Origin of the sequence: Streptomyces sp. NBC_00239 (assembly GCF_036194065.1) — a bacterium.
Classification (GTDB): Bacteria; Actinomycetota; Actinomycetes; order Streptomycetales; family Streptomycetaceae; genus Streptomyces.
This window is the reverse complement of the sequence record NZ_CP108095.1, coordinates 2,775,260-2,795,667: the sequence shown is the minus strand read 5'-3', so window position 1 is coordinate 2,795,667 and position 20,408 is coordinate 2,775,260. Positions and strand designations below refer to the sequence as shown.

General features: G+C 72.4%; 21 protein-coding genes and 3 riboswitches. Of the genes, 9 read left to right on the top strand and 12 right to left on the bottom strand.

The genetic code is table 11. The features are described 5' to 3' along the window. The first annotated feature begins 260 nt into the window (after positions 1-260). The 6 genes from OG764_RS12140 to OG764_RS12115 all read left to right on the top strand — a co-directional run bounded on the left by OG764_RS12140 (position 261) and on the right by OG764_RS12115 (position 6,538). On the top strand, positions 261-1,049 hold the full coding sequence (locus OG764_RS12140) for a L,D-transpeptidase family protein (protein WP_443056206.1): 789 nt from the start codon (positions 261-263) through the stop codon (positions 1,047-1,049). Positions 1,050-1,269: 220 nt separating this feature from the next. Then, on the top strand, positions 1,270-2,508 hold the full coding sequence (locus OG764_RS12135) for a L,D-transpeptidase (protein ID WP_328968432.1): 1,239 nt from the start codon (positions 1,270-1,272) through the stop codon (positions 2,506-2,508). Between the two features lie 153 nt (positions 2,509-2,661). After that, entirely contained in the window at positions 2,662-3,429 is a 768-nt protein-coding gene (locus OG764_RS12130) for an enoyl-CoA hydratase/isomerase family protein (RefSeq protein WP_328968431.1), read from the top strand. A gap of 229 nt (positions 3,430-3,658) precedes the next feature. Then, positions 3,659-4,165, top strand: coding sequence for an ATP-binding protein (locus tag OG764_RS12125; protein ID WP_328968430.1), 507 nt, complete (start codon positions 3,659-3,661; stop codon positions 4,163-4,165). 406 nt (positions 4,166-4,571) lie between these two features. Next, positions 4,572-5,354, top strand: a complete 783-nt coding sequence (locus tag OG764_RS12120; RefSeq protein WP_443055902.1) for a polysaccharide deacetylase family protein — start codon at positions 4,572-4,574, stop codon at positions 5,352-5,354. After that, positions 5,351-6,538, top strand: a complete 1,188-nt coding sequence (locus tag OG764_RS12115) for a YVTN family beta-propeller repeat protein (protein WP_328968429.1) — start codon at positions 5,351-5,353, stop codon at positions 6,536-6,538. The genes OG764_RS12120 and OG764_RS12115 overlap by 4 nt, the downstream gene beginning before the upstream one ends. 75 nt (positions 6,539-6,613) lie before the next feature. Here the strand turns inward: OG764_RS12115 and OG764_RS12110 are convergent, their stop codons facing one another. Continuing rightward, positions 6,614-7,852, bottom strand: coding sequence for a cytochrome P450 (locus tag OG764_RS12110; RefSeq protein WP_328968428.1), 1,239 nt, complete (start codon positions 7,850-7,852; stop codon positions 6,614-6,616). After that, a complete protein-coding gene (locus OG764_RS12105; protein WP_328968427.1) occupies positions 7,833-8,630 on the bottom strand; it encodes a tRNA-dependent cyclodipeptide synthase in 798 nt (265 codons plus the stop codon). The genes OG764_RS12110 and OG764_RS12105 overlap by 20 nt, the downstream gene beginning before the upstream one ends. A gap of 257 nt (positions 8,631-8,887) precedes the next feature. Here OG764_RS12105 and OG764_RS12100 point away from each other — a divergent pair, with 257 nt between their 5' ends. Next, the gene (locus tag OG764_RS12100; protein ID WP_328968426.1) at positions 8,888-9,100 is read left to right on the top strand and encodes an EF-hand domain-containing protein; all 213 of its coding nucleotides are present in this window, start codon (positions 8,888-8,890) and stop codon (positions 9,098-9,100) included. A 41-nt stretch (positions 9,101-9,141) separates the two neighbouring features. Here OG764_RS12100 and OG764_RS12095 read toward each other — a convergent pair whose 3' ends face one another. The 10 genes from OG764_RS12095 to gcvT form a co-directional block, all read right to left on the bottom strand. Next, a complete protein-coding gene (locus tag OG764_RS12095; protein WP_328968425.1) occupies positions 9,142-9,741 on the bottom strand; it encodes a PadR family transcriptional regulator in 600 nt (199 codons plus the stop codon). Positions 9,742-9,853: 112 nt separating this feature from the next. After that, a complete protein-coding gene (locus OG764_RS12090) occupies positions 9,854-10,687 on the bottom strand; it encodes an energy-coupling factor ABC transporter ATP-binding protein (RefSeq protein WP_443055901.1) in 834 nt (277 codons plus the stop codon). Further along, the gene (cbiQ, locus tag OG764_RS12085; RefSeq protein WP_328968424.1) at positions 10,684-11,433 is read right to left on the bottom strand and encodes a cobalt ECF transporter T component CbiQ; all 750 of its coding nucleotides are present in this window, start codon (positions 11,431-11,433) and stop codon (positions 10,684-10,686) included. The genes OG764_RS12090 and cbiQ overlap by 4 nt, the downstream gene beginning before the upstream one ends. Before the next feature lie 3 nt (positions 11,434-11,436). Further along, on the bottom strand, positions 11,437-11,811 hold the full coding sequence (locus OG764_RS12080) for an energy-coupling factor ABC transporter substrate-binding protein (protein WP_328968423.1): 375 nt from the start codon (positions 11,809-11,811) through the stop codon (positions 11,437-11,439). After that, positions 11,808-12,509, bottom strand: a complete 702-nt coding sequence (locus OG764_RS12075) for an energy-coupling factor ABC transporter permease (RefSeq protein ID WP_328972966.1) — start codon at positions 12,507-12,509, stop codon at positions 11,808-11,810. The genes OG764_RS12080 and OG764_RS12075 overlap by 4 nt, the downstream gene beginning before the upstream one ends. Before the next feature lie 30 nt (positions 12,510-12,539). After that, a riboswitch (cobalamin riboswitch) is annotated at positions 12,540-12,762 on the bottom strand. A gap of 125 nt (positions 12,763-12,887) precedes the next feature. Beyond that, positions 12,888-13,439 (bottom strand): AMIN-like domain-containing (lipo)protein, encoded by a 552-nt coding sequence (locus OG764_RS12070; protein ID WP_328968422.1) that lies wholly within the window; start codon positions 13,437-13,439, stop codon positions 12,888-12,890. Positions 13,440-13,626: 187 nt separating this feature from the next. After that, positions 13,627-15,009: an L-serine ammonia-lyase gene (locus OG764_RS12065; RefSeq protein ID WP_328968421.1), complete on the bottom strand. Its 1,383-nt coding sequence runs from the start codon at positions 15,007-15,009 to the stop codon at positions 13,627-13,629. Between the two features lie 292 nt (positions 15,010-15,301). Further along, positions 15,302-16,558, bottom strand: coding sequence for a serine hydroxymethyltransferase (gene glyA / locus OG764_RS12060; protein ID WP_328968420.1), 1,257 nt, complete (start codon positions 16,556-16,558; stop codon positions 15,302-15,304). A gap of 28 nt (positions 16,559-16,586) precedes the next feature. Next, positions 16,587-16,961 carry a glycine cleavage system protein GcvH gene (gene gcvH, locus OG764_RS12055; protein ID WP_328968419.1) on the bottom strand — a complete coding sequence of 125 codons (375 nt, stop codon included), beginning with the start codon at positions 16,959-16,961 and terminating at the stop codon, positions 16,587-16,589. Positions 16,962-17,037: 76 nt separating this feature from the next. Then, entirely contained in the window at positions 17,038-18,153 is a 1,116-nt protein-coding gene (gene gcvT, locus OG764_RS12050; RefSeq protein WP_328968418.1) for a glycine cleavage system aminomethyltransferase GcvT, read from the bottom strand. Between the two features lie 44 nt (positions 18,154-18,197). Then, positions 18,198-18,324: riboswitch (glycine riboswitch) on the bottom strand. Continuing rightward, positions 18,325-18,433, bottom strand: a riboswitch (glycine riboswitch). 173 nt (positions 18,434-18,606) lie between these two features. Between gcvT and OG764_RS12045 the strand changes: the two genes are divergently transcribed. Then, positions 18,607-19,359: an AAA family ATPase gene (locus tag OG764_RS12045; protein ID WP_443055900.1), complete on the top strand. Its 753-nt coding sequence runs from the start codon at positions 18,607-18,609 to the stop codon at positions 19,357-19,359. A gap of 264 nt (positions 19,360-19,623) precedes the next feature. Further along, positions 19,624-20,382 carry an enhanced serine sensitivity protein SseB gene (locus OG764_RS12040; protein WP_328972964.1) on the top strand — a complete coding sequence of 253 codons (759 nt, stop codon included), beginning with the start codon at positions 19,624-19,626 and terminating at the stop codon, positions 20,380-20,382. The last annotated feature ends 26 nt before the right edge of the window (positions 20,383-20,408 follow it).

Here is a 20,408-nt window from a genome sequence, read left to right as displayed (position 1 = left end):
GGCCGAGCGTGCGCCGGGCGAGTGGCGTCGTCACCGGATCGGCGCACGCGGGCGCGCCGCGCGGGGCCGGGCTCTGTTTGCTGAGAGGCAACGGAGCCCGGCCCCGCGGGCACGAGGAGACCACCATGGCGATACCCCCGATACCCCCGATACCCCCGACCCCCGCCGTATCCCCGCCGCCCCCGCACCGGGGACCGGCACCGGCGGCCCGGGCCCGGCCACGCCGGACGCCCCCGCTGCCGGCCGTGGCGGCGGCCCTGCTGGCCCTCGCCCCGGCCCTCGCGCTCACGCCGGCCGCCACCCCGCCCCGCCGCCCGGCCGCGACCGCGGCCCCCGCCCCCGACCGGACCGCGCCCGACCCCGCCGCCGCGCCCGACCGGACCGCGCCCGACCGGACCGGATCCGCCGGGACCGGCCCCGCCCGGCCCGCCGCCGCGCCCGCCCCCGCGGAGCCCGAGTGCACCGCCCGGACCGGCCCGTACCAGCGGGAGCTGGAGGAGTACCTGAAGCGGCCGGTGGACGGCCGGCAGTCCACGGCCGACTGCGTCGCCATCCGCACCTTCCAGCGCACCCACCGCCTCGACCCGGCCGACGGCTACCCCGACCTGCCGACCTACCGCACGGTGGTCGCCGTGAAGGCCCGCGCCAACCCGAACGCGGCCGGCCACTGCCCGGTCCGCCCGCACCGCGTGACCTGCGTGGACCTGGAGCGGCAACTGCTGTGGGTGCAGCGCGACGCCCGCGTCGTCTTCGCGCCCGTACCCGTGCGCACGGGCGGCGACGGGGACGAGACCCGGCCCGGCTGGCACGAGATCTACTGGCGCAACCGCGACCACGTGTCCACGCTGTACGAGGATTCGCCCATGCCGTACGCCCAGTTCTTCGACGAGGGCCAGGCCCTGCACGGCCGTCCCGGCGACTTCCTCGACAACGGCGGCTCGGCGGGCTGCGTCAACCTCACCGTGCCCGACGCGGCCCGGCTCTGGGACCTGCTCACCGAGGGCGACGCCATCTACGTGTGGGGCACCCGCACCGGCACCGACGACTGAACCGACGACCGCACCGACACCGCACCGCAGACCGCACCGACGACCGGTCCGCCGCCGCCCGCTGCGGCCGCCGCCGGGCCACCGCTCTCCCCGCCGCCGTTCCGCCCCAGTTGGGACGGAACGGTGACAACTCCGTTGCTTGCCGTGATCCTCCCGTGTGATTACCTGTCGACATGCGCGCGACTGCCCGCGCGCGGGGGACACGGGGAGAACAGACAACGTGAACGTGCAGCCGATACCGGCCGCGCCGCGCGCGCGGCGCGGCCGAGCCCGTACCGGGGCGGCCGCCCTCCTGCTGAGTGCGGCGCTGCTGCTCACCTCCGCCTGCAGCGGCGGCGGTGACACCGGAGGCGACAACGGCAAGGGCGGCGACGGCGGCAAGGGCGGTACGGAGGCCTCGCAGGCCGTCGTGACCATCGCGCCCGCCGACGGCGCCAAGGAGGTCGCCACCAGCGGCATCCTGAAGATCACCGCGGCCAACGGAAAGCTCACCACCGTCACGGTGGCGGACACCAAGGGCAACGCAGTGGACGGCAAGCTCGCGGCCGACGGCCGCAGTTGGGAACCCGCCCGGCACCTCGGCGCGGCGACCGAGTACAAGGTCCACGCCGTCGCCAAGGACGCCTCGGGCCGCGAGTCGGCGAAGGACGTCACCTTCACCACGCTCACCCCGAAGAACACCTTCATCGGCCACTACACCCCCGAGAACGGCGCGACCGTCGGCGTGGGCATGCCGGTCTCGATCAACTTCACCCGTGGCATCACCGCGCCCGAGGCCGTCGAGAAGGCGATCACGGTCACGGCCGAGCCGTCCGTGCCGATCGAGGGCCACTGGTTCGGCAACGACCGCCTCGACTTCCGCCCGGAGAAGTACTGGGCCGCGGGCACCGAGGTCACCGTCAAGCTGAACCTCGACGGGGTCGAGGGCCGGCCGGGCGTCTACGGGAAGCAGACCCGCACGGTGAAGTTCAAGATCGGCCGCTCCCAGATCTCCACCGTCGACGCGAGCACCCACCAGATGCAGGTCGTCCGCGACGGCAAGGTCCTCAAGAACGTCCCGATCACCGCGGGCGCCCCGGCCACGACCACGTACAACGGCCAGATGGTCATCAGCGAGAAGTACGAGGTCACGCGCATGAACGGCGCGACCGTCGGCTTCGGCGGCGAGTACGACATCGAGGACGTCCCGCACGCCATGCGGCTGTCCAACTCGGGCACCTTCGTGCACGGCAACTACTGGGCCGCCCCGGGCACCTTCGGCGAGACGAACGTCAGCCACGGCTGCGTCGGCCTGGAGGACCAGCGCGGCGGCGGCGACGGGAACGCCCCGGCGGCCTGGTTCTTCAACAACTCCCTCATCGGCGACGTGGTGGTGGTGAAGAACTCGAAGGACAAGGAGATCGCTCCGGAGAACGGCCTCAACGGCTGGAACATGCCGTGGTCGGAGTGGATCGCGTAACGACGCGGAGCAGGACGCGAGCGCGCCGGCCCGACGCGGGCGCGCCGCGAGCACGACGGGGGCCCGGAGCTGTGACGGACAGCACCGGGCCCTGCGCCGTACGGTGCTTTCCCGGGGGAGACCCCCGCAGCCCCCGGTACTAACCTTCCGGGCATGACCCTCTCTCTCGAAGTCTCCGAAGGCGTCGGCACCATCCGCCTGGACCGCCCGCCCATGAACGCCCTGGACATCGCCATCCAGGACCGGCTGCGCGAGCTGGCGGCGGAGGTGACCGAGCGCGCCGACGTGCGCGCCGTGATCCTGTACGGCGGCGAGAAGGTGTTCGCGGCGGGCGCGGACATCAAGGAGATGCAGCAGATGGACCACGCGGCGATGATCGCCCGGTCCCGCGCCCTCCAGGACTCCTTCACCGCCGTGGCCCGGATCCCCAAGCCGGTCGTGGCCGCCATCAACGGCTACGCGCTGGGCGGCGGCTGCGAGCTGACGCTGTGCGCCGACTACCGGATCGCCGCGGACAACGCCAAGCTCGGCCAGCCGGAGATCCTGCTCGGCCTGATCCCCGGCGCGGGCGGCACCCAGCGGCTGTCCCGGCTGATCGGCCCGTCCCGGGCCAAGGACCTCATCTTCACCGGCCGGATGGTCAAGGCGGACGAGGCGCTCGCCCTGGGCCTGGTGGACCGGGTGGTCCCGGCGGCCGAGGTGTACGAGCAGGCGCACGCGTGGGCCGCCCGGCTCGCGCAGGGTCCGGCGATCGCGCTGCGCGCGGCGAAGGAGTGCGTGGACGCGGGTCTGGAGGCGGACATCGACACCGGCCTGACCATCGAACGCAACTGGTTCGCGGGCCTGTTCGCCACCGAGGACCGCGAGCGCGGCATGCGCAGCTTCGTGGAAGAGGGCCCGGGCAAGGCCAAGTTCCTCTAGTACCCCCTGTGGGTGGCTTAGCCCCGGCTTAAGGGAACCTTAAGGAACAGTGGAGATCCACTCACGGTAATGATCGCAGGACGGTGTGTCACCGCAGGTCAGCGTCCGTTTTGCGGTGTGAAGATTGCCGACGGCATATGACATTTCGCCCCCTCGGAGCCCCTGGTTCCGGGGGGCGTTTTCGCGGGAGACGGCCCGCGGGAGCGGTCCGGCCGTCCATGATGGGTGCATGGCGGGCCTGGAAGGTGTGGAGCAACCGCGGCAGCGCAGCAGCGCTTCCGGCGTACGGATGACAGCGGCCCTTGAGGACGAACAGGGCCTGAAAGCGCTGGAGTTGTACGGAAATCCGGCGGAGGCGGAAGTGACGCTGCCATCCCGGCCGGAATCCGCCGGCACGGCCCGCCGGCTCGCCCAGACCGTGGTGGTCCGCCAGTGGGGGCTGTCGGCGCAGATCGCCGAGCACGCGGTCTTACTGGTCTCGGAGCTGGTCGGCAATGCGGTCCGGCACACCGGGGCCCGGTCCTTCGGGCTCCAGATGAAGCGGCGCCGCGGCTGGATCCGCATCGAGGTGCGCGATCCCTCGCGCGGACTGCCCTGCCTGCTGCCGGTGCACGAGTTGGACGTGAGCGGGCGCGGCCTCTTCCTGGTGGACAAGCTGTCCGACCGGTGGGGCGCCGACCTGCTGCCGCGCGGCAAGATCACCTGGTTCGAGATGCGGGTCGCCGACCGGCACTGAACGGCGCGGCGCACGTCGGGCCGCCCCGGGACATGCAGAAGCCCCCTGTCGCCGTGGTGGGGCGCGTCGGGGGCTTCGTGAGTGCGCCGAGGACCTGGGGGGGTGTGGTCCTCGGCGGCTGAGGCGACCTCGCTCGGGTCAACGGGAAGTCGTGGTTCCGACTATGGCAGACGAGCGCCGTGACGCCAAAAGTCCCTACTCGGACATAAGTGTGTAAATGGTAAGAGTTTCTAGCTAAAACCTAGGTGAGATGGGCCACTCGCCTACTAATCAATGAATAAATATTGAGTCCAGTGGGTGAATCGTTGATCACCTAGTGGACGGACTCCGCTCGGAAGACTTCGGGCGAACGTCCTGAATTGGGTCAATCATTACCTTTGGGGCACGCCGCCCCTTAAATGGGCGGGTGATCTGTCATCCAGACCGCCGGACCGCCCTGCGCGCCGGAGCGGCGGTCGCCGCCGGAACCCTCGCCGCCGCCTGCGGCGCGGGCCGTACGCCGGCCCCGCCCGCCGCCTCCGGACCCGCACGGCCCGCCGCCCCCTCCGGCCCGGCACCCGCAGCCGCCCCCCGGGCCTTCCCGGGGCAGCCCGCCGAGATCGACCACGGCCCGCGCGGCCGCCCGAAGGTGGCCCTCACCTTCCACGGCAACGGCGACCCCGGCACCGCCCGCGCGGTGCTCGCCGAAGCCGAGAAGGCCGGAGCGCGGCTGACCGTGCTCGCCGTCGGCAGCTGGCTCGACGCCCACCCCGCGATGGCCCGCCGGATCCTCGACGGCGGCCACGAACTCGGCAACCACACCCAGAGCCACCTGGACATCTGCGCCATGCCCGAGGCGCGGGCGTACGCCGAGATCACCGGCTGCGCCCAGCGGCTGCGCACCCTCACCGGGTCCATCGGCACCTGGTTCCGGCCGTCCCGGGCCCAGTACGCCACCCCCCTGGTGCGCACCCTGGCCCGCCGGGCGGGCTATCCGCACGTCCTGTCGTACGACGTGGACTCCCTCGACTTCACCTCACCCGGTGGCGCGGCCGTCGTCCGCAACGTCACGGGAACGGTCCGCGACGGATCGGTGGTGAGCCTGCATTTCGGCTACGCGGACACGGTCGACGCCATGCCACCCCTCCTCGACGAACTCGCGCGCCGCGGACTGCGCGCGGTGACCACCACGGAGCTGCTCACCTCATGACGACCACCCGCCTTCCCCGGAAGGCCACCGTGCTCCTGGCCGGACTGGTCCTCGCCGCCCTGGCCGGCTGCGGCGCCGCCGACAAGGGCAAGCCCGAGGCGCTCGGCACCAAGGGGGCGGCCCGCCCGGCCCGCGCCGTGCCCGTCGCGCCCCCGGGACTGGCCGGGATGCCTCCCGTACTCGACCCGAACGACGTGTACGCGGCGGACCGGCCGAACAAGCTGTCGCCCGTGGTCAAGGACTTCCCGTCCCGCGTCTACGTGCCCAACACCGGCTCGAACACGGTGTCCGTCATCGACCCGGCGACGTACAAGGTGATCGACACGATCCCCGTCGGAGTCCAGCCGCAGCACGTGGTGCCCTCCTGGGACATGAAGACCCTGTGGGTCAACAACAACCGCGGGCACACCCTCACACCCATCGACCCGGCCACCGGCAAGGCGGGCAAGCCCGTCGAGGTGCACGACCCGTACAACCTGTACTTCACGCCCAACGGCAAGTACGCGGTGGTCATGGCGTCGATGGACAAGGAGCTGGTGTTCCGCGACCCGCACACCATGGACCGCGTGAAGACGGTGCCCGTCAGCTGCTTCGGCGTCAATCACGCGGACTTCTCCGCGGACGGCCGGTACTTCATCGTGTCCTGCGAGTTCTCCGGCGAACTCCTCAAGGTCGACACGGAGAAGATGCAAGTCATCGGCCAGCAGAAGATTCCGTTCGAGGGCGCCATGCCGCAGGACGTGAAGATCTCCCCGGACGGAAAGACCTTCTACGTGGCCGACATGATGGCCCACGGCATGTGGGTGCTCGACGGAGAGAAGTTCACCACGCCCAAGCTGCTGCCGACCGGAAAGGGCTGCCACGGCCTGTACGTGAGCCGCGACTCGAAGGAGATGTACATCTCCAACCGGGGCGAGGGCACCGTCTCCGTCTTCAACTTCCCCGAGAACCGCCTCACGAAGAAGTGGGAGCTCCCCGACGGCGGCAGTCCCGACATGGGCGGGGTCTCCGCCGACGGCCAGGTGCTGTGGCTGTCCGGCCGCTACGACGGCGAGGTCTACGCGATCGACACGGTCACCGGCAAGCAGCTGGCCCGCGTCCCGGTCGGCGGCGGCCCGCACGGGCTCGCCGTGTACCCGCAGCCCGGCCGCTACTCGCTCGGCCACACCGGCATCTTCCGGTAGGCCGCGCGGCCGCCGCACGCATCGGCCGCGGCGGCGCCCCGGGGGTCCACACCACCCCCGGGGCACCGCCCCGGTTCACCAGGCCACCGGAAGCCGCTCCGGAAGCCGCTTGATGAATCCCGTGCGCCACACCAGGTTCTCCGCCGGCACCGCGAGCCGCAGCCCGGGGAGGCGCTCGACCAGCACCTCCAGGGCGATCTCGGCGTGCACCCGGCCCAGCGCGGACGCCGGGCAGAAGTGCCGGCCGGCGCCGAACGACAGGTGCGGGTTGCTCTCCCGCTCCAGGTCGAGGCGGTCGGCGTCGTCGCCGAACACCGCGGGATCGAAGTTGGCGCCCTCGACGAGCACGAGCACCAGCTCGCCCTCCTTCACCAGCACGTCACCGACCTGGACGTCGGCCGTCGCCAGGCGCGGCAGCCCGTCGCCGATCGACAGGTTCCAGCGCAGCAGCTCGTCCACCGCACGGCCCGTCCGCTCGGGGTGGGCACGCAGGTAGCCGATCAGCTCGGGCCGCTGGAGCAGCGCGAGCACGGCCAGCACCAGGAACGAGGACGTGGACACCGCGCCGGCGCCGAACAGCGAGACGGCCACCGTCGCGAACATGTCGTCGGTCAGGTGCGCCGACTCCGGGTCCGCCTCCTTCAGCGCGGCGAACCTGCCGAGCAGGCCGGTGCGTTCCGCTTCCGGCCGGGCCAGCTGGGCCCGCAACTGCTGCTCGAAGTAGCCGACGTCCTTGTACCAGTTGAGCGCGGAGTCGGCGAACGGCTCGGCCGCGGTCATGAAGGCCACGTCCAGCCCGGACATCAGGCGCCGCCAGTCCTCGAACGGCGCGCCCAGCACCTCGCAGTGCAGCGCCGCCGAGAACGGGTCGGCGAAACCGGCCCGCAGGTCGGCGGGACCGCCCTCGGCGGCCAGCGCGTCGAGCAGTCCGTGCGCGGTGGCCCGCAGGAAGTCCTGGAGCCCGGCCTGGCGCGGGTTGAGGGCCTTCATCACCGCGTTGCGCAGCCCGGCGCTGTTGATGTTGCCCATGTTGTTGACGACCTCGGGCGGGATCGTCAGCGCGTACTGGCGGGGGACGCCGGCGTTCGCGGTGTCCTTGAGGCTGAACCGCTCGTCCTCCAGCACCTGCTTGGCCAGCGCGTGGCTGCTCACCAGCCAGGCCGGGTCGCCGGTGAGCGTGCGCACCCTGGCGACCGGCGCCTTCTCGCGCAGCCGGGCGCACTCCTCGGGGAGCACGTCGCCGCGGCGGGAGAGGGGGAAGTCGATGAGGGGCTCGCCGTGGTTCTCCGGGGCCTCACGCTGCTCGACGCTCATCGGCGGTCCTTTCCACTGCTGCGGGTGTCGCGGGTGATGCGGGTGACGCGGGCGCCGTCGGGGTGCGGGGCGCGGCCGCCGCCTCCGGGCGTACGACGGCGTAGGCCTGGTTGCGGGTCGCGCGCAGGCCGCCGCCGCGGGCGTACAGCACCTCGGTCAGCGGCATGTTGACGTGGTAGGCGGACACCGAGGAGGGCACGTCCAGAATGCTCGGGGTGTCCACGAAGAAAGGCAGCTCGGCCGCGATGTAGTCGAAGCAGACCCGCAGCTGCTCGTCGGTGATCGACTCGCCCTCGGGGAGTTTCGATCCGACGAAATGGAGCGCCATCTTCTCGCAGTTCTTGCGAAATTCATCATCGCTTTCCAGGAAGTGCAGAACGCGACGGTGCAGCAGCTGGTAGACCTGATTGTCTGAGAAATCCGAGAGTGCTCTCACCCGGATCTCCGTGTGGGGTGTGAGTGATTCCTCCACCCCCTTGAGTATCCTGCGCCGGACCGCCTTTATCTCCTTGGCGGCCCGCTTCTCCGCGTGCTCGCGGCTGTAGCCGAATGCCGCGAACATCCGGTCCACGTGGAGGTCTGCGTAGACGAAGTCGACCTGCGCGAAGCGTTCGGTGGCCCACTGGGTGAGCCCTGCTATCCGGTCTGCGCTGAAGTAGCTGTTGCCCGGACTCACCCCGATGAGCACATGGTCGCCGTCTTCCCAAATGTGACGGCAGGTGCGGGTGAAGGGCAGGACCTCGAATGCGTCAAATGATGAGTCAGTACTGATCGTCACTTGTGTGATCGCCCTAGTTGCACGCTTGTCCCTGGGAGCCCTGCGCTCCTGGTGTGGCGGCAATGCCGGTAAGTTATCCCGTGGTGCCGGAGGGTGACAAGTGCAGTGTCCATTTCTTGGCTGGAATCATCGCTTCCACATTACGGAAGGGTAATTGGATATCTGTCGGGCGCTCGGGCGCGACCCCAGGGACCGCGCGGGCCGCGGACGCCGCTACCCTGAGCCGGTCAACAAGCACTAAGAAGGGGTGGATCCCAGTGGCGGACATCGAGAGCGCGCGCGAGACCTTCGGCCGGTTCGACGTGAACGGCGACGGCTTCGTGACGGCCGAGGAGTTCAAGCAGGCCATGGCCGAGATGGGCGACCCGTTCGTCACCGCCGCGGTCGCCGACGCGGTCATCGCCTCCAAGGACGCGAACCACGACGGCCTGCTGAGCTTCGACGAGTTCTGGGCCGCGCTGAACAAGTGACCAGCCCGGCCCCGGCCCCGGCGGCTTGAGGCCGCCGGGGGTCACGGTGTGCCCGTGGCCGGGCCGCCGTGCTCCGAGGCGTCCTCCACGGCGTCCCGCACGGCGTCCTCCATCGCGGACACCTCGGCGAGCGCCTCCTCCAGCCAGCGCAGCCAGAACGTCTCCAGACCCGTCCCGCCGTGCAGTACGAGCCGGCGCAGCCGGTCGTGGTCGGCGTTGCGCTCCGGCGGGAAGTCCCGCTCCTCGATCGCCTCGTACATCGCCAGCTGCCGCCGGTGCAGCTCCAGGTGGCGCCGCAGCTCGGCCGTGAGCCCGTGCGGGCCCACCACGCCGGCCGCCCGCAGCCGCAGCAGCAGCGGGTCCCGGATCTGCTTGGGGTCCTGGCTCTCGCCCACCCAGCGGCCCAGCTCCGCCCGCCCCGCGGGCAGCACCTCGAACTCCTTCTTCTGCCCCCGGCTGGGCTGCGCGCTCGGCAGCGCCCGGATCAGCCCGGCCTCCTCCAGCTTCCCCAGCTCGCGGTAGATCTGCTGGTGGGTGGCCGACCAGAAGTACCCGATCGACTTGTCGAACCGCCGGGTCAGCTCCAGCCCGGACGAGGGCTTCTCCAGCAGGGCGGTGAGGATGGCGTGCGGCAGCGACATGCCGCCATCGTAGGTCGGCCCCGCAGGCCGCCCCGGCCGGCGGGAGCCCCCGCCCGGCGGCCGGGCCCACCCTGCGGCGGCAGCGCCCGCCCGGCGGCCGGGCCGCCCCCGCCTACGCCGAGGCGGTGTGCCAGGCGGCCAGCGCCTCCGGGGTGCGCGGACCCGCGGCGTCCGCGGCCAGCAGGCCCCGGTCGCGCAGGAAGGCCGCGACCGCCGGCGCCCAGGCCGGCCGCAGCCGGGCCGCCGCCAGCAGCTCCGCGTCCGCCAGCAGCTCCGCCGCCGGCCCCACCCGCAGCCCGTCCGGGCCCAGCACGGCCGCGTCGTCGGCCCACCGCACCGCCAGCTCCACGTCGTGCGTGGACATCACCACCGTCGTGCCCAGGCCCCGCAGCCGCTCCAGGGTGGCCAGCAGCCGCTCCTGCCCGTCGGGGTCCAGGCCGGCCGTCGGCTCGTCGAGGATCAGCACCCGCGGCTGCATCGCCACCGCGCCCGCGATGGCCGCCCGCTTGCGCTGCCCGTACGAGAGCAGGTGCGTGGGGCGGTCCCGCAGGGCCGCGATGTCCAGGGCCTCCAGCGCCTCGTCCACCCGGGCCCGCACCTGCTCGTCCGGCAGCCCTAGGTTCAGCGGGCCGAAGGACACGTCCTGCTCGACCGAGGCGGCGAACAGCTGGTCGTCCGGGTCCTGCACCACCAGTTGGACGGCCGTGCGCAGCCGGGTCAGCCCCTTGCGGCCGTACGTCACCGGCTCGCCGTCCAGCAGCAGCCGGCCCGAACCGGGGCGCAGCCCGCCGCTGAGCATCCGCAGCAGCGTGGTCTTGCCGCTGCCGTTGCGGCCGAGCAGGGCCAGCGCCCGGCCCGCCGGGATCCCGAAGGACACCGCGGACAGCACCGCCGGGCCGTCCTCGTAGGCGAATCCCGCGTCGGCCAGTTCCACCAACGGCTTCACAGCCAGAGCCCTTTCAGTACGAGAGTCAGCGTGACGACCGAGCCGAGCAGGACGCCCGTCGCGGCCAGGAACCGCGCGGACAGCGCGGCCGGCGGCACCAGCACCCGCAGCGTGCCGTCGTAGCCGCGCCCGGCCAGCCCCGACTGGAGCCGGCCCGCGCGGTCGAAGGCCCGTACGAACACGGTCGCGCCCTGCCCGGCGAGCGAACGCCAGACCGCCGCCCGGCCGGTGTGCCCGAGCCGGGCCGCCTGCGCCCGGCGGACCTGCGCCAGCGAGTCCAGCAGCAGGAAGCCGATCCGGTACATCACCAGCGCCACGTCCACCACCGGCGCGGGCACCCCGGCCCGCACCAGGCGCGGCAGCACGTCGGAGACCGGGGTGGTGAAGGCGAACAGCAGCACGCCCAGCGATCCCGCCGAGGTCCGCAGCAGCAGCTCGGCGGCGTGCTGGGGTCCGCCGGGCGCCGCCGAGACCAGCCCGGCCGGGCCGCCCACCTGCACCAGCAGCGGCAACGCGCCGGTGAAGCAGAAGCCGAGCGGGATCCGGAAGGCCCGCCACAGCTGGCGCGGCGCGACCCCGGCCGGGCCCAGGAGGACCGCCAGGGTCGCGGCGGCGACGAGCGGGCCGCCCGGCCACGGCGGCAGGCACAGCGCGGCCGTGGTCAGGCCCAGCCCCAGCACGGCCTTCTCCAGCGGGTGCCGGCCCCGCCATCGACTGCCGTGGGCCGCCGCGTCGATGGGCAGCACCGGCTACGACTCCGCGGCCGCGGGAGCGCCCGCCTCGGCGGCCGGGGCGGTCGCGGCCTGCGCCTCGGCGGCCGTCCGGGCCGCCTCGCCCTGCCGGCGGCCGCGCCGCAGCCCGAAGTAGTACGCGAGCACGCCCGCGCCGAGCGCGGCCTGCAGGGCGAACAGCGCGGACTCGATCTCGCCGGACGGCGGTTCGTACAGCGGCGCGAACCACGGCTCGTAGTCCGGGCTCAGCTCCGTGATGGCCGCCTCGGCCTGCGCGTCGGCGCCCGTGAACGGCTCCTCCTTGCCGTCGCCGAGGCCGAGCGCCAGCGGCAGCACCGCCAGCGCGGCGACCAGGAGCAGCAGCAGTGCGTTGATCTTCGCGTTACGGCTCATCGGGCCGCCACCTCCTGCTCGTTCGCGGCGGCGGCCGGCTTGGCGAGCACGCCGAGCCGGATCAGGTCGCCCTTGCTGGACTGCGTCAGGAGCCGCATCACCAGCACCGTCAGCAGGCCCTCGCTGACCGCGAGCGGGATCTGCGTCACGGCGAAGATGCCGCCGAACTTCGCGAGCGCGCCCGCGAATCCGGTGCCCGGGTCCGGGAACGCCAGCGCCAGCTGCACGCTGGTGACGCAGTAGGTGACCAGGTCGGCGAAGAAGGCGCCGAAGAACACGGACACCATCAGCGGGGCGCCGGACCGGCGCAGCAGCCGGTACACCGCGTACCCCGCCCACGGGCCCGCGACGGCCATCGAGAAGACGTTCGCGCCGAGGGTGGTCAGCCCGCCGTGCGCGAGGAGCAGGGCCTGGAAGAGCAGGGTGATCGTGCCCAGCACCGCCATGATGGGCGGCCGGAACAGCACGGCGCCCAGGCCGGTGCCGGTCGGGTGGGAGCAACTGCCCGTCACCGACGGGATCTTCAGAGCGGACAGGACGAACGTGAACGCCCCGGCGGCGCCGAGCAACAGCGTGCTCTCCGGGTTCGCCCTGACCTCGCGGGTCAGGGCGCGGGCGCCGTGGACGACAAAGGGAGCGGACGCGACGCCCCAGGCGGCCGCGTGCAGCGGGGGCAGAAACCCCTCGGCTATATGCATGAGTGGGGGAGACCTCTCCAGCACCTCGTGGATGGACAACGCGCCCCGGCCGGTCTCCTGGCTCACGGGTACTGATGTCCTGACTCCGCCTTCCCGGGCCGCGCGGTCGCCCGTCGCAGCCCAGTGGCTTCCCGTGCGGGGCACCTCCCGGACAGAGTCTGGGGGAGAGTGGAGCCGGACTTCCCGTTCACAGTGGCGAGGGCCGCACCGGTTTCCCACCGGTTTCCCGAACACCAAGGCCCGATGACCCTAGTCGTCCCCGTACGCGCCGTACAACTCGCCCCCGGGGCCGCGCTCCCGCCGTGACCTGCCGGAACGCGGGAGGGGGCGGGCGCCGCGTACGGCCCCGCCCCCTCCCGCCCCGACGGGCCGGACCACTCAGCAGACGTTGGCGTGCTTGACGTCCATGACCCAGCGCTCCGGGTTGTGCAGCTTGAACGTCTTGTACTCGGGACGGGTGTTGAAGGCGGTCCCGAAGGTCACGTACCCCTCGAAGTCGCCGGTCATGGCGAGCCCCTTGAGCTTGGGCAGGTAGATCTTGATCAGCTTGGGGCCCTTGTAGACGGACTGGCCGGCGTCGTTGTGCGCCTGCGCCGGGTTCATCCTGATCTCCAGGAAGTACCGGCCGGCCAGCGGCACCTTGTTGCCGGAGCCGTCGTAGCGCAGCTCGCTGACCCGGGTGACCGTGGTGGTGGGTATGTAGCCCTTCACGTCGATCACGAGCCGGTCGTAGGTGCAGTGCCCGCCGAAGCGGGCGTTCACCACGAGCGGGGTCTGGGTCCGCGCGGTGGCCTGGGGCGCGGTGGTGGCCGGCGCCGCCGCGGGCGCGGCGGAGGCGGCGGCCGGTGCGGCGAGCGCGGCGCCGGCGGTGAGCAGCACTCCCGTGGCCACGGCCACGAGACGCTGACGGCGGATGGAACGGTGAGTCATGACGACCCCCGAATTCTCCTGAGGCGGGGACAATGCTGTCACCCAGGAAGACATTCCCACGGACCGGTTCGGTTGCACCATTCGGGGGAAACCGGGAGCGGCCCGGCCCCCTGAGGGGGACCGGGCCGCTCACCGGCACGTTCGCGCGGAAGGCCCGCGGAAACCCGCGTTCCGCGGGGTCAGGCGGTCAGCACTCGATGACGTTGACCGCGAGGCCGCCGCGGGCGGTCTCCTTGTACTTGACCTTCATATCGGCGCCGGTCTCCTTCATGGTCTTGATGACCTTGTCGAGGGAGACCTTGTGGCTGCCGTCGCCGCGCATCGCCATCCGGGCCGCGGTGACGGCCTTGACCGCCGCCATGCCGTTGCGCTCGATGCACGGGATCTGGACCAGGCCGCCGACCGGGTCGCAGGTCAGTCCCAGGTTGTGCTCCATGCCGATCTCGGCCGCGTTCTCCACCTGCTCGGGGGTGCCGCCCAGCACCTCGGCGAGCGCGCCCGCCGCCATCGAGCAGGCCGAGCCGACCTCGCCCTGGCAGCCGACCTCGGCGCCGGAGATCGAGGCGTTCTCCTTGAAGAGCATGCCGATCGCGCCCGCGGCGAGGAGGAAGCGGACCACGCCGTCCTCGTCGGCGCCCGGCACGAAGTTCATGTAGTAGTGCAGGACGGCCGGCAGGACGCCCGCCGCGCCGTTGGTCGGGGCCGTCACGACCCGGCCGCCCGCCGCGTTCTCCTCGTTCACGGCCATCGCGTAGATGGTCGTCCACTCGCTGCGGTGCATCATCGGGTCGCCCTCGGTGCGCAGCTGGCGCGCGGTGGACGCGGCGCGGCGCTTGACGCGCAGGCCGCCCGGCAGGATGCCCTCGCGGGACATGCCGCGCTGCACGCACGCCTGCATGACGCGCCAGATCTCCAGGAGGCCCTCGCGGATCTCCTCCTCGGTGCGCCAGGCCTTCTCGTTCTCCAGCATCAGCGAGGAGATCGACAGGCCGGTCTCCTTCGCCAGGCGGAGCATCTCGTCACCGGAGCGGAAGGGGTACTTCAGCACGGTGTCGTCGAGCTTGATCCGGTCCTCGCCGACCGCGTCCTCGTCGACGACGAAGCCGCCGCCGACCGAGTAGTACGTCTTCTCCAGCAGCGGGGCGCCGGACTCGTCGTACGCGAAGAGGGTCATGCCGTTCGCGTGGTACGGCAGCGACCGGCGGCGGTGCAGGATCAGCTGGCTGGGCTCGTCGAAGGCGATCTCGTGGACGTCCCCTATCTCCGCGCCCAGCAGCCGCAGCCGGCCGGTCTGCCGGATGCGCTCGACCTCGTCGTCGGCGCCCTCGACGTCGACGGTGCGGGGGGAGTGCCCCTCCAGTCCGAGCAGGACGGCCTTGGGGGTGCCGTGGCCGTGGCCGGTCGCGCCGAGCGAGCCGAAGAGCTCGGCCCGCACGGAGGCGGTCTGGGCGAGGACGCCGTCCTTCTTCAGGCGGTTCACGAACATCCGGGCCGCGCGCATCGGGCCCACCGTGTGGGAGGAGGACGGGCCGATGCCGATGGAGAAGAGGTCGAAGACGGAGATGGCCACGTCGGACTTCCTTGTCTGCTCGTGGGGTGGGGAGGGGCGGGAGATGCGGATGTGTACGGATTTTGTCCGACAGACGAGCCTAACCTGCTCAGGTGAACATCCGGTCTCGTCCGCCTGGTGCGCTGACGGAGGCGGCCGCGGCCGGCGCGACCCCTGGCGAGGCTGGGATTCGGCGCCTGCCAAGCCGGCGGGGCCGGGGTGGCGCCACCTCGGCCGGTCCGGGCCCGCTTACGGGCACGGAAAAGGGTCCGGCCCTGTGGAGAACACGGCCGGACCCCCTTCGGGCCGCCTGTTACAGCGACGGGTACAGCGGGTGCTTGTCGGCGAGCGCGGTGACGCGCGCCTTCAGCGACTCACCGTCGTACGACGGCTTGAGCGCCTCGGCGATGATGTCGGCGACCTCGGTGAAGTCCTCGGCGCCGAAACCGCGGGTGGCCAGGGCCGGGGTGCCGATCCGCAGACCCGAGGTGACCATCGGCGGCCGCGGGTCGTTCGGGATGGCGTTCCGGTTGACCGTGATGCCGATCTCGTGGAGGCGGTCCTCGGCCTGCTGGCCGTCCAGCTGCGAGTTGCGCAGGTCCACCAGGACCAGGTGCACGTCGGTGCCGCCGGACAGCACGTCCACGCCCTCGGCCTTGACGTCGTCCTGCACCAGGCGCTCGGCGAGGATCCGCGCGCCCTCCAGGGTGCGCTCCTGGCGCTCCTTGAACTCGGGCGAGGCCGCGACCTTGAAGGAGACGGCCTTGGCCGCGATCACGTGCTCCAGCGGGCCGCCCTGCTGACCCGGGAAGACCGCGGAGTTGATCTTCTTGGCGAGTTCCTGCGTGGACAGGATCACGCCGCCGCGCGGACCGCCGAGGGTCTTGTGCGTGGTGGTGGTGACGACGTGGGCGTGCGGCACCGGGTTCGGGTGCAGGCCCGCGGCGACCAGACCGGCGAAGTGCGCCATGTCGACCATCAGGTACGCGCCGACCTCGTCCGCGATGCGGCGGAAGGCGGCGAAGTCCAGCTGGCGCGGGTAGGCGGACCAGCCGGCGACGATCAGCTGCGGCTTGGACTCCTTGGCGAGGCGCTCGACCTCGGCCATGTCCACCCGGCCGGTCTCGTCGACGTGGTACGGGACCACGTTGTAGAGCTTGCCGGAGAAGTTGATCTTCATGCCGTGGGTCAGGTGACCGCCGTGGGCCAGGTTCAGGCCCATGATCGTGTCGCCCGGCTTCAGCAGCGCGAACATCGCGGCGGCGTTGGCCTGCGCACCCGAGTGCGGCTGCACGTTCGCGTGCTCGGCGCCGAACAGCGCCTTGATGCGGTCGATCGCGATCTGCTCGACCACGTCGACGTGCTCGCAGCCGCCGTAGTAGCGGCGGCCGGGGTAGCCCTCGGCGTACTTGTTGGTCAGGACCGAGCCCTGGGCCTCCATGACCGCGACCGGAGCGAAGTTCTCCGAGGCGATCATTTCCAGGGTCGACTGCTGGCGGTGGAGCTCGGCGTCGACGGCGGCGGCGACGTCCGGGTCCAGCTCGTGGAGGGAAGAGTTCAGAAGCGACATCGGTATCCCTTAATCCCTACGGTTCCGGTCAGCCCGCGAAGTCGGTGTACTCGTCGGCGGAGAGCAGGTCGGCCGGCTCCTCCGCGACGCGCACCTTGAAGAGCCAGCCGCCCTCGAACGGAGCGGTGTTGACCAGGGACGGGTCGTCGACGACGTCCTGGTTGGCCTCGACGACCTCACCGGTGATCGGGGCGAACAGGTCGCTGACCGACTTGGTGGACTCGAGCTCGCCGCAGGTCTCGCCCGCGGTCACGGTGTCGCCCACCTCGGGGAGCTGCGCGAACACGACGTCACCGAGCGCGTTGGCCGCGAACTCCGTGATGCCGATCGTCGCGACGCCGTCCTCGGCGACCGACACCCACTCGTGCTCCTTGGTGTAGCGCAGCTGCTGGGGGTTGCTCATGACCTGATTCTCCTGGATGCGGGGAAGTGCGAACGGACAGTGGTCTGACGGGGATCGTGCCGGCGGAGCCGGTAGGTCACTTCTGCCGCTTGTAGAACGGCAGGGCGACGACCTCGTACGCCTCATGCGTACCGCGGATGTCGATGCCGACGCCGGAGGTGCCGGGCGCGGCGTGGGCCGCGTCGACGTACGCCATGGCGATCGGCTTGCCCAGCGTCGGGGACGGGGCGCCGGAGGTGACCTCGCCGACGACCTCGCCGCCGACGACGACCGAGAAGCCGGCGCGCGGGACCCGGCGGCCCTCGGCGATCAGCCCGACCAGCTTGCGCGGCGCGGCGGCCGCGGCGCGCTCGGCGGCGGCCTCCAGGGCCGCGCGGCCCACGAAGTCGCCTTCCTTCTCGAACTTCACGACCCGGCCCAGACCCGCGTCGAACGGGGTCAGCGCGGTGGTCAGCTCGTGCCCGTACAGCGGCATGCCCGCCTCCAGGCGCAGCGTGTCGCGGCAGGACAGGCCGGCCGGGACCAGGCCGACGCCCTCGCCGGCCTTCATGAGGGCGTTCCACAGCTCGACCGCGTGCTCGGGCTTGACGAACAGCTCGAAGCCGTCCTCACCGGTGTAGCCGGTGCGCGCGATCAGCGCGGGGACGCCCGCGACGGTGCCCGGCAGGCCGGCGTAGTACTTCAGCCCGTCCAGGTCGGCGTCGGTGAGGGAGGCCAGGATGCCGGGGGACTCGGGGCCCTGGACGGCGATCAGCGCGTACGCGTCGCGGTCGTCGCGGACCTCGGTGTCGAAGCCGGCGGCGCGCTCGGTCAGGGCGTCGAGGACGACCTGCGCGTTGGAGGCGTTCGCGACGACCATGTACTCGGTCTCGCCGAGGCGGTAGACGATCAGGTCGTCGACGATGCCGCCGTCTTCCTGACAGATGTGCGTGTAGCGGGCGCGGCCGACACCGACCGTGGAGATGTTGCCGACCAGCGCGTAGTCGAGCGCCTTGACGGCCTCGGGCCCGGTGAGGGTGATCTCGCCCATGTGCGAGAGGTCGAACAGGCCGGCCTTGGTGCGGACGGCGTTGTGTTCGTCGCGCTCACTGGCGTACCGCAGCGGCATGTCCCAGCCCGCGAAGTCGGTCATCGTCGCGCCGAGCGCGCGGTGGACGGCGTCCAGGGCGGTCAGACGGGGGGTGTTCGTCATAAGGCTGGCTCTCCAAGGCAGGTCCGCGACGGGGCTGAGGACGTTCCTCCCCATCTGTCATCGGAACCTGAGAGGTTCATCACGACCGTACGTGCATACGGAAGCGACTTGCACCTTGGGTGGAGCCGTGCCGGTCTCGTGTCGACCGGTCGGCCCGCTTTTCAGATGTGCCTCGCCCGCGCGGTACGGGGCCTGAGAGATTCAAGGGAGGGACTTGCTCCTTCGGCGTCCGCGGCCGGTCCGGGGGACGGCGGCCGGGGAACTCTCCCGCGCGGATTCAAGCGGCCTTTATGAAGTTGGTCGTGCGGCGTGGCGCGCACATCATTGCACGCACCCGATCCGGGCCGGAACCGTGGGCGGCGCATTACCGTCTCTTTACACTCAGTGGGCATGGGGTCCAGGTGACCCGCCCCCAGCCACCGCTGGGAGGGGCCCCCAGGGGAGGCGATCACTGTGCGGAGATTCGGAGTCCTCGCGGGGACGAGCACGGCGGGCGCCGCGGCGGCCGCGGCCACGCCGGTCGGCGCTGCCGCGGTTCCGGCGCAGCCGGGCGTCCGCCGCCCGGAGGTGCTCGGCGGTCCGCTCGCCGCCGGCCGCCCCGCCGCCGCGGGCCGCGTCCGCGACCTGCGCGGCCTCGGCGGGCGCGGGCCCGGCCGGCTGTCCTTCGGGGCCGGCGACGTCGTCGTGGTCTCGGGCCTGCCCGGCAGCGGCAAGAGCACCCTCATGAAGCGGGCCGTGCCCGACGGCGGCATCGACTCCCAGGACGTCCGCGAGCGCTGGGAGCGCCGGATGCCCGCCCGGCTGCCGTACGGGGCCTACCGGCCGCTGGTGCGGCTCGCCCACTACGCCGGGCTGTGGCAGGCCCTGCGCTCCGGCCGGAGCCTGGTCGTGCACGACTGCGGCAGCCAGGCCTGGGTGCGCGCCCTGCTGGCCCGCGCCGCCCGCCGCCGCGGCCGCTCCCTGCACCTGCTCCTCCTCGACGCGACCCCCGCCCAGGCGCTCGCCGGGCAGGCGGCCCGCGGCCGCGGGGTCTCCGGGTACGCCTTCGACCGCCACCGCGGCACGGTGGCCCGGCTGCTGGACGACGTCGAGCACGGCCGGCTGCCCGCGGGCTGCGCCTCCGCGGTCCTGCTGGACCGGCCCGCGGCCGCCCGGCTGACCGCCCTGGACTTCGGGGCCCGGCCGGATCCCGCCGCCAGGGCTTAGGGTCGTGCGCGTCGGCAGCGGGGAAAGGGCGCGGTGAACATGCAGGACGGGACGCACGGCGGGGCCTACGGATACGGCGGCGCGCACGACGGCGCCGGACACGGCGGGGCGTACGGGGGGTCGTACGGCGGCGGTACGCAGGACGGCGGACCGTACGGCGGCGGACCGGCCGGCGGTGCCTACGGCGACGGCACCTACGGCGGCGGTACCTACGGCGAGGGTGCGTACGGCGGCGGCACCCACGCCGGCGGGCCGGGCGCCGCGGTGGACGGGGTGCTCGGCGGCGGGTCCGAGGCCGCGGGCTGGCCGGCCAACGAGCTGGAGGAGACCCTCGCGGCCTCCCTCGGCAACCCCTCGGCGGGCAGCAGGCTCCTGGAGGTGCTCGGGCGCAGCCGGGTGTGGGTGCCGCTGCCCGGCGGCGGCTCCCCGGACAGCGCCACCCTGAACCTGCCCACCATGGACATCGACGGCGCCGCGTACGTACCCGTGTACAGCTCCCAGGACCAGTTCGTGCGCTGCGCGGGCCCCCACATGCCCTTCGCGGTGGCCCCGGCCGTCGAGTTCGCCCGCGGACTGCCCCCGCAGCTGGGCATCGCCGTGAACCCCGAAGGCGCCGTCGGCATGCCGCTGCCGCCGCCCGCCGTGGCCGAACTGTGCCGGGCCGGCCGCAGCCCGCTCGACGGGCCGGCCACCGGCGGCCGGGTCCGCCTCTTCGAGCCCGACTGGCAGCAGGACCCGGTGGACTTCCTCGCCGCCGCGGCCGAGGAGTTCCGGGCCACCGGCGTGGTGGCCGCGGCCCACCGCTGCCTCGCGAGCATCGAGGGCGGCGAGCCGGTGCTCTTCGTGGGCGTACGGTTCACCGGCTGGGAGAACGCCGACACGAACGCCCCGATGGACGCCCTGTCCCGGGCGCTCGGCCGGGTACAGCCCCCGTGGCCGGTCAACCTCCTGCTGCTCGACGCCGCCCAGGACCCGGTCGGCGACTGGATGACGGAACACGTCCGCCCGTTCTACCTGCCGTAGCCGCCTTTAAGCTGGTTACATTTCCT